General features: G+C 43.6%; 8 protein-coding genes and 23 tRNA genes. 29 read left to right on the top strand and 2 right to left on the bottom strand.

Annotated elements, in window-relative coordinates; all coding sequences use genetic code 11:
• Nucleotides 1-188: 188 nt before the first annotated feature.
• Nucleotides 189-371 carry a Spo0E family sporulation regulatory protein-aspartic acid phosphatase gene (locus ACYQ03_RS01355; protein WP_459907090.1) on the top strand — a complete coding sequence of 61 codons (183 nt, stop codon included), beginning with the start codon at nucleotides 189-191 and terminating at the stop codon, nucleotides 369-371.
• Between the two features lie 236 nt (nucleotides 372-607).
• Nucleotides 608-790 (top strand): hypothetical protein, encoded by a 183-nt coding sequence (locus ACYQ03_RS01360; protein ID WP_459907091.1) that lies wholly within the window; start codon nucleotides 608-610, stop codon nucleotides 788-790.
• 280 nt (nucleotides 791-1070) lie between these two features.
• Here the strand turns inward: ACYQ03_RS01360 and ACYQ03_RS01365 are convergent, their stop codons facing one another.
• On the bottom strand, nucleotides 1071-1310 hold the full coding sequence (locus ACYQ03_RS01365) for a hypothetical protein (protein ID WP_459907092.1): 240 nt from the start codon (nucleotides 1308-1310) through the stop codon (nucleotides 1071-1073).
• Nucleotides 1311-1553 carry a hypothetical protein gene (locus ACYQ03_RS01370; RefSeq protein WP_459907093.1) on the bottom strand — a complete coding sequence of 81 codons (243 nt, stop codon included), beginning with the start codon at nucleotides 1551-1553 and terminating at the stop codon, nucleotides 1311-1313.
• A 150-nt stretch (nucleotides 1554-1703) separates the two neighbouring features.
• Here ACYQ03_RS01370 and ACYQ03_RS01375 point away from each other — a divergent pair, with 150 nt between their 5' ends.
• From ACYQ03_RS01375 to ACYQ03_RS01505, 27 genes are all read left to right on the top strand, one after another.
• Nucleotides 1704-1865: a hypothetical protein gene (locus tag ACYQ03_RS01375; protein ID WP_459907094.1), complete on the top strand. Its 162-nt coding sequence runs from the start codon at nucleotides 1704-1706 to the stop codon at nucleotides 1863-1865.
• Between the two features lie 670 nt (nucleotides 1866-2535).
• Nucleotides 2536-3132 carry a helix-turn-helix domain-containing protein gene (locus tag ACYQ03_RS01380; RefSeq protein WP_459907095.1) on the top strand — a complete coding sequence of 199 codons (597 nt, stop codon included), beginning with the start codon at nucleotides 2536-2538 and terminating at the stop codon, nucleotides 3130-3132.
• 640 nt (nucleotides 3133-3772) lie between these two features.
• Nucleotides 3773-4120 carry a hypothetical protein gene (locus ACYQ03_RS01385; RefSeq protein ID WP_459907096.1) on the top strand — a complete coding sequence of 116 codons (348 nt, stop codon included), beginning with the start codon at nucleotides 3773-3775 and terminating at the stop codon, nucleotides 4118-4120.
• 48 nt (nucleotides 4121-4168) lie between these two features.
• Nucleotides 4169-4405, top strand: a complete 237-nt coding sequence (locus tag ACYQ03_RS01390; protein ID WP_459907097.1) for a hypothetical protein — start codon at nucleotides 4169-4171, stop codon at nucleotides 4403-4405.
• A gap of 720 nt (nucleotides 4406-5125) precedes the next feature.
• A tRNA-Phe gene (locus ACYQ03_RS01395) sits at nucleotides 5126-5201 on the top strand.
• A 3-nt stretch (nucleotides 5202-5204) separates the two neighbouring features.
• Nucleotides 5205-5290: transfer RNA gene (locus ACYQ03_RS01400), tRNA-Tyr, on the top strand.
• 3 nt (nucleotides 5291-5293) lie between these two features.
• Nucleotides 5294-5368, top strand: a tRNA-Gln gene (locus tag ACYQ03_RS01405).
• Between the two features lie 6 nt (nucleotides 5369-5374).
• Nucleotides 5375-5450: transfer RNA gene (locus ACYQ03_RS01410), tRNA-Lys, on the top strand.
• A gap of 5 nt (nucleotides 5451-5455) precedes the next feature.
• Nucleotides 5456-5531: transfer RNA gene (locus ACYQ03_RS01415), tRNA-Glu, on the top strand.
• Between the two features lie 5 nt (nucleotides 5532-5536).
• Nucleotides 5537-5612 (top strand) — tRNA-Val (locus ACYQ03_RS01420).
• Nucleotides 5613-5622: 10 nt separating this feature from the next.
• A tRNA-Asp gene (locus ACYQ03_RS01425) sits at nucleotides 5623-5699 on the top strand.
• Nucleotides 5700-5702: 3 nt separating this feature from the next.
• A tRNA-Asn gene (locus ACYQ03_RS01430) sits at nucleotides 5703-5777 on the top strand.
• Nucleotides 5778-5783: 6 nt separating this feature from the next.
• Nucleotides 5784-5859 (top strand) — tRNA-Met (locus tag ACYQ03_RS01435).
• Nucleotides 5860-5906: 47 nt separating this feature from the next.
• A tRNA-Ser gene (locus tag ACYQ03_RS01440) sits at nucleotides 5907-5998 on the top strand.
• A gap of 3 nt (nucleotides 5999-6001) precedes the next feature.
• Nucleotides 6002-6092, top strand: a tRNA-Ser gene (locus tag ACYQ03_RS01445).
• 8 nt (nucleotides 6093-6100) lie between these two features.
• Nucleotides 6101-6176, top strand: a tRNA-Thr gene (locus ACYQ03_RS01450).
• A 5-nt stretch (nucleotides 6177-6181) separates the two neighbouring features.
• A tRNA-Met gene (locus ACYQ03_RS01455) sits at nucleotides 6182-6257 on the top strand.
• A gap of 17 nt (nucleotides 6258-6274) precedes the next feature.
• Nucleotides 6275-6349: transfer RNA gene (locus ACYQ03_RS01460), tRNA-Ile, on the top strand.
• Nucleotides 6350-6360: 11 nt separating this feature from the next.
• Nucleotides 6361-6434, top strand: a tRNA-Gly gene (locus tag ACYQ03_RS01465).
• A gap of 5 nt (nucleotides 6435-6439) precedes the next feature.
• Nucleotides 6440-6515, top strand: a tRNA-Arg gene (locus ACYQ03_RS01470).
• 8 nt (nucleotides 6516-6523) lie between these two features.
• Nucleotides 6524-6599, top strand: a tRNA-His gene (locus ACYQ03_RS01475).
• A gap of 3 nt (nucleotides 6600-6602) precedes the next feature.
• Nucleotides 6603-6685, top strand: a tRNA-Leu gene (locus ACYQ03_RS01480).
• A gap of 2 nt (nucleotides 6686-6687) precedes the next feature.
• Nucleotides 6688-6762: transfer RNA gene (locus tag ACYQ03_RS01485), tRNA-Gly, on the top strand.
• Between the two features lie 5 nt (nucleotides 6763-6767).
• A tRNA-Arg gene (locus ACYQ03_RS01490) sits at nucleotides 6768-6844 on the top strand.
• Nucleotides 6845-6858: 14 nt separating this feature from the next.
• Nucleotides 6859-6946, top strand: a tRNA-Leu gene (locus ACYQ03_RS01495).
• A gap of 10 nt (nucleotides 6947-6956) precedes the next feature.
• A tRNA-Pro gene (locus tag ACYQ03_RS01500) sits at nucleotides 6957-7033 on the top strand.
• 13 nt (nucleotides 7034-7046) lie between these two features.
• Nucleotides 7047-7123 (top strand) — tRNA-Ile (locus tag ACYQ03_RS01505).
• Nucleotides 7124-7206 lie beyond the last annotated feature (83 nt).

The following is a 7206-nucleotide window of genomic DNA, read 5'->3' on the forward strand; positions in this document are numbered from 1 at the left end:
TTTTAAACACTTACATTATTAATATGTGGGTGTTTTGTTGTTTTCCTAGCATGTTTACTGAACCTTAATTCAATATAAAAAGCACCGATATATGTCGTAATTTGCATGAAGGACAATTAAAATCTATGACGAATTTCCAAGATTTATGAGTATATGTCTTATGAAATTTGTGGAAAGAAGTGTCTGGATTGTCTATTGAGAAATTATTATACAAGATAGAATTTCTGCGTTATGAGCTTAAATACTTAGCTGGAAATAAGAATTTAGGGGATCCTGAAGTTTTAGCTGCAAGCGAACAGTTAGATAAAGCATTGGTCCAGTATTATAAGTTAAGGGATATGAGGTTTATTGGTAAAACCAGTGTAAGGTAAATTTAATTACTTACCTCTTCTGATAATATATCTTATCAGAACTAAAATATGGTATACTCCAGAAAAAAGTTAGTAATTACAGGGGGAGATTTTTGGCAAAAAGCCTGTATCTAATAAAAAATGGTTCTGATAACTTTGAAGGTATTTTAGGAGGCTTTGAAAATCAAATTTTAAAAAAGTGACGTGGCGGATCCGGACGCAGTTACCTGGGTGATGTAAAGCGATTTTCGAAGTGGATGGTTGACAAACATGGTGTTTTTAATCTGCAAGGGGTTAGCCCACTTGACCTGGTGGAGTACCGCCAGTACCTACAGGATTATGGTGGTCGCCAGGGCAAGGGAGCTGCACCAGCTACGGTTAATAGGGCTTTGATGGATTGCAACAAGTCAAAAAAAGAGATTACCCGACTGGTTGTGTAGATCGGATGGTCCAATAGAAGCGGAGTTTATGGCAATTATTAATGCGCTAAATTGGGCAGTAGTTAATATTGATTCAGTAAATATCATATCTGACTGCAAGATAGCGATTTTATTACTACAGGGTAAAAAGAGGATAAGTCAGGTTGCAGATGTTTAAATCTAAGCCTGCAAAGGAAAAGCCCAAAAAGATTATTTATACTCACGTCAAAAAGAACTCCCCTGCTCCGCCAATTCTTACATCTGAGGTGCTTAAACACTGAGAATCAACCCTAATTCGTTTCTACTTACGAGGTACACGCCTCTTATTTTTTTGCTCTCTGTCCTGCCTGTGTTGAACCATCTTTTTGACCGTACCCCTCCAGTTATTAACTAACCAGTCACCTATTAGATCAGAAAACCATTCATCCTTTTTGAAGTTAGGATCTGCTTCCTGAGCTGACTCAAATAGCCCCACTAGAGCATTATACTGATCCCTAGGAATCTCAAAGGTAATTAACTTAGTTTTGCATGAAAAGAACATCTAGCTATCCTCCCTCACCAAAATAAACTGGTCTCCCTGTGGAGGGTGAGCTGCATAAACCTTGTCCAAAAAATGATCGTTTTCAAGTGCATTTATCAACGCATAACTTAATATCCTTTGTATGCTGATTCTGGCATTGAAGCTAATCATTCGTAACTTATCATAGTCAGACTGTTCTATAGCAAAGTTATAGTGTACTTTTTTATCCTCTCTTTTTCGTGTATCCACTTCTCTCTTAGCCACCAAAACACCCCCAATTTGATGTTAACCCACGAACAATAACACCATTGTATTATTGCACAATGATACATATGCACGATAGGGAAGGGTTTAGAACGTCGAAAATGGCAATAATAAGTAATTAGATAACTATTTAATTGGAGGTGGCGTAACGTGTTACTAGATCGTTTTATGAAAATAGCTGCTCGTGTAATGGGTAAAGAACAAGAGGACAGGCTAACTGGAAGAAAAAAGAAATTAGATTGGTCTAAATTATCATCTGAATTATCAAAAGAGGATATGAAAGAGATTGCCAAGGTAATGGCTAAGAAGTAACCCCTAACTGGCCAGGGGGTTCGTTTTAGGGGGTAGCATTTTTATCTTATACCCAAGGATTATTATCCTTTCTGAGATATTGGTACCTTATGATGTATATGTATCCCGTGAACCCGGATATCGTCACTCCACATCCTGGTACCCCCTATCTCATAACCACAAACGGTACATCTATCTTTGTACTTGCGATATATAGCTAAACGACGATATTGTCAGTCTATTGAATATCCATTATTGGTTCTATCTTGTTGGTATTTTGATTCATCTCGTATATCCTGATGAAGAACGGATATCCCCTGGCTATACGTAAAGAGAACCGGTGGGATTATTACACAGCGCTGGAGGAGGCAGATATAATAAGCCCGAGGCGTTTATCCAACTGGTAGCTGATGAAGTTAGGCATAGACTAGAACTGATTGTACAAAATAGAGAAAGTACAAAGAAAGGCTAAATATGAATATCTGACTAAAAGAACTTCGCCAGAGGGTACCAAGTTTGAATGGTCAAAAAATTAACTTCTTTTGATTTGAAGGGAAATTTTTACCTAAAAGCAGGGTATTAGCCCCTAAAAGTGTAACAATATACACTGTATAAGCTCTGTATAGGGTTGATTACAGCTTGTATAGGGTACTGCGATAGACCATGTATATACAGTTTAGGGGTGCATATAGTGAGCGATGATTTGCTATCATTAGATGAAGCTGCTGAACGATTAGGGGTTCACAAAGAGACTGTCCGCCGCAGGATACGCCGTGGCGAAATTAAAGCAGAGAAAATTAACGGTCCATTCGGTGAGCAATATTTTGTACCTGAGTCTGAGATAAGGACAGCCCAGAAGATCGTTGATGTGATCCCAGTGGCTAAAGAGATAACACCACAGGAGTTTATTATCTTACTAGATCAAGCTACTAAGAGGGCTATACAACCCTTACAACAGCAAATAGAGACCCTTCAACAGCAGTATATACAAGCTGTTGAGACACTCAAAAACCAGCATAAACAAGATATGGAGGCTCTAAACCAACTATATCATCAAAACGCTATAGAGTCTCTCAAACAAGAAGTTGTAGCTACCAGAGAGGAAAATAAAAAATTACGAACTGAGATAGCATTAAGTAGTCAAGAAACTAAAAAAAGCTTAGAAGATATTAATAAATCAACTAACGAAATAAAGGACTGGGCAGTTTGCAGTACAAAAGACCTAACTGCTCGTATTGGAACAATTGAAAACAAAAAGTCATGGTATCAAAGGATATTCGGAAGGTAAGAAATTACCAAATTTTGTACTCAAAGTTTTGATCTAATGTATAATAATCTCATAAATTTCGTCCAAGCGTTATCTCCCATATTAAAAGTTAAGGCTTTAACTGTGCTAGGACATGAATGCATTGTTGCTGATTAATATGGCCTGAGTAATCCGTTAATCAGTGTCAGCCACTAATCCCCGTTGGAGAACTACTTGCAGGAGTACCAATTTGTACGGAATGAGTGGATTATTGCTTTAACACCCCTAACCACAGTATAGCTATGCCCGAAACCCATATAACCTTATATAACTAACCAATGGCATCAAAAATCCGCATACTATATGCGGATTTTTGATGCTTTTTTTGTTTTCAACAATATGCCCTGCAGAAGGCTTATATAGATAACCATAGTTGTTGTTACGAAACAGATGACAGGTAGTAGGGGGCCTAGGGGTCAGGAATGTACTGACCCGGCGTTAGCTAGTTGACTATGACCCTACCTAGGGGTTTCATGGTATGATCCGACCACCTAGGGGTTGGTGACTAAAACCAGGGGCTTGGCGACCAAAGAGAGTGCCCAAAAAAAATAAAACCTTTTATAACGTAAGGTAAGCGTTATAAATTGTATCCATTTGGGGGCTTTGGCAGAGGGAACAGACTGTGCAAAGTGATAAAAACCGATGTCTGATCGCCGAGAGAGTGCCACCTGTTCTGGTACCGGGTCGTTTTATTGCTATTTCTAAGAGTCATGAGTATATACGGTGTCCTTTTGTTATCTTCTCTTTTATCTGTGGGCCGTTAGGCCCAGAGTTGGATAGTCGTGGTTCTGCGGTTTGCAGGTACGGTGTATGCTCGTGGCACTTTGATACAACTGTCAACGAGGGTAGCAAACCATTTATTATCCCAGCTCTGGGTAATAGGGGAGATAGGAAATGCTGCGAACTGGAAGGTGGTTACTCGTCGTATTTTGCTACGCAAAATCGACGAGTAACCACCTTCCAGGTATAAACTGACCTTTAAAACTCAGGGCAGAAAAAAGAAATGGGACGTGATACATTGGCTAAAAAAGCGAAACGCCCATCATTAAAGAAACAGGCTATTGATGAGATGTACAAGCAACAGCGTTTCGGACACTCAAAACATCAGGCTAAACAAGTAGTAAAATCACAAACACAATCGACTAGTGAAACTTATAACCCCAGCAGAGCCCTAGGTATTTACTCGATTTCAACGATGCAAACATACCGCAAAGAGTGTATTGCTTGGGCTAAGCAGTTTGAGGTCAGTGGTTAGATCAGGCAAAACAGTATGTCTCTAAGTATATCGCCTAGGGGGTAGACCGAGGAATGTCAGCTTGGACATTGCAAATGCAAAGTTCCGCACTACGAGGATCCCTCACTCGCTAACCAAATAGTATTACCAAAGCTGTCAAGAACCAGTGTCCAGCGTTGTACGTGAGATACTTAACGGTCGTAATCTAGACGATCCCACATCCATGGTTACCGTCGATAATATGCATCAGATCTCTATAAAGAGATAACCGGCCGAGAGTTTGACCGAAAGAACTATGATCAAAATGCAATACTGCAGGTTTCACAAAACCTCTGTCATAACCGCCCTGAGGTGGTTACAAGATCCTATTTAAATTAAAAAACAAGATAGAGGTAACCAATCTGGTTTTTCAATTGGTTCTAACGGTCATGTCCGAGAACACATCTTGAACATGACGGTCATTAAGTATAAGTGTCCGTATCGCCAATTTGCCAGATATCTTATCGATCACTTGTCAAGTGGTCATAGGTATTTATAACTAAAAGATGTAAAGAGTGTTAAGGATAAAAACCTTGATAAGGTTAGAAAAAAATTTTACCCTAGTTAAAGAACTAATTAAGTTATTGGAAAACACAAACACAAAATAAAAAATTTACTTGTTGAACATTACTTAAATTTTATGGTAAGATAACAAACGTCGCTGTTAACTAGCGGTGAAGAGTGGATAAAAAACCACATTTTGCCTCGGTAGCTCAGTTGGTAGAGCAGAGGACTGAAAATCCTCGTGTCGGTGGTTCGATTCCGCCCCGAGGCACCATATGGAGGGGTTCCCGAGTGGCCAAAGGGAGCAGACTGTAAATCTGCCGTCAGACGACTTCGAAGGTTCGAATCCTTCTCCCTCCACCATTTAGGGGTGTAGCCAAGCGGTAAGGCAGTGGACTTTGACTCCGCCATGCGTTGGTTCGAATCCAGCCACCCCTGCCAATACTTGATCCATTAGCTCAGTTGGTAGAGCACCTGACTTTTAATCAGGGTGTCCCGCGTTCGAGTCGCGGATGGATCACCAAAAATGGCCCCTTGGTCAAGCGGCCTAAGACACCGCCCTTTCACGGCGGTAACACGGGTTCAAATCCCGTAGGGGTCACCATATAAGGGCGATTAGCTCAGCTGGGAGAGCGCCTGCCTTACAAGCAGGATGTCGGCGGTTCGATCCCGTCATCACCCACCATTTAAAATATGGAGCTGTGGTGTAGTGGCCTAACATGCCTGCCTGTCACGCAGGAGATCGCGGGTTCGACTCCCGTCAGCTCCGCCATATTCCTCGATAGCTCAATGGTAGAGCAACCGGCTGTTAACCGGTAGGTTGTAGGTTCGAGTCCTACTCGGGGAGCCATATTGTCGCGGGGTAGAGCAGTTGGTAGCTCGTCGGGCTCATAACCCGAAGGTCGCAGGTTCAAGTCCTGCTCCCGCAACCAAGCAAAATTGCCGATTCCGAAGTTTTCGGGAACGGTTTTTTATTCAAGGAGAGATGGCCGAGTTGGTCGAAGGCGCACGACTGGAAATCGTGTAGGCGGGTGAACTGTCTCAAGGGTTCGAATCCCTTTCTCTCCGCCATACGGAGTGGTACTCAAGTGGCTGAAGAGGGCGGTTTGCTAAACCGTTAGTGGTCGCAAGGCCAGCGCGAGTTCAAATCTCGCCCACTCCGCCATATTCCATGCCGACGTAGCTCAATTGGTAGAGCAACTGACTTGTAATCAGTAGGTTGCAGGTTCAAGTCCTGTCGCCGGCTCCATCTTTGGCGGTGTAGCTCAGTGGCTAGAGCATACGGTTCATACCCGTAGGGTCGTAGGTTCAAATCCTACCACCGCTACCATGTACAATACAATAACTGGGCCTATAGCTCAATGGTGGAGCATCCGGCTCATAACCGGCTGGTTCCAGGTTCGAGTCCTGGTGGGCCCACCAGCAGTTTAAATGCGGGTGTAGCTTAATGGTAAAGTCCTAGCCTTCCAAGCTAGATACGTGGGTTCGATTCCCATCACCCGCTCCAAATATGCGCCTGTAGCTCAGGGGATAGAGCAACCGCCTTCTAAGCGGTTGGCCGCACGTTCGAATCGTGCCAGGCGCGCCATTATTATGGTGGCTGTGGCGAAGTGGTTAACGCACCGGATTGTGGCTCCGGCACTCGTGGGTTCAAGTCCCATCAGTCACCCCATATGCGGTCGTGGCGGAATTGGCAGACGCACTGGATTTAGGTTCCAGCGGGCAACCGTGGAGGTTCAAGTCCTCTCGACCGCACCAATGCGGAAGTAGCTCAGTGGTAGAGCATCGCCTTGCCAAGGCGATGGTCGCGAGTTCGAATCTCGTCTTCCGCTCCAAGTATGTGCCCGTGGCTCAATTGGATAGAGCACCTGACTACGGATCAGGAGGTTAGGGGTTCGAGTCCCTTCGGGCACACCATAATATTATTAATTGCCGAAGTGGCGGAATTGGCAGACGCAAGGGACTTAAAATCCCTCGGTCCACAAGGCCGTGCCGGTTCGAGTCCGGCCTTCGGCACCAAAACTTTATTCGGGGTGTAGCGCAGCTTGGTAGCGCACCTGCCTTGGGAGCAGGGGGTCGCACGTTCGAATCGTGTCACCCCGACCATTTTATAAGATATGGGACTATAGCTCAGCTGGTTAGAGCGCACGCCTGATAAGCGTGAGGTCGGTGGTTCGAGTCCACCTAGTCCCACCATATAAACTTTATGCGGTCGTGGCGGAATTGGCAGACGCGCACGTTTGAGGGGCGTGTGGGAGACCGTGCGGGTTCAAGTCCCG

This window comes from Desulfotomaculum defluvii (genome assembly GCF_054657375.1).

Coding starts and splice junctions, on each gene's coding strand:
- ACYQ03_RS01360 (WP_459907091.1), top strand. CDS start 608: ATGGTTGACAAACATGGTGTTTTTAATCTGCAAGGGGTTAGCCCACTT.
- ACYQ03_RS01365 (WP_459907092.1), bottom strand. CDS start 1,310: ATGTTCTTTTCATGCAAAACTAAGTTAATTACCTTTGAGATTCCTAGG.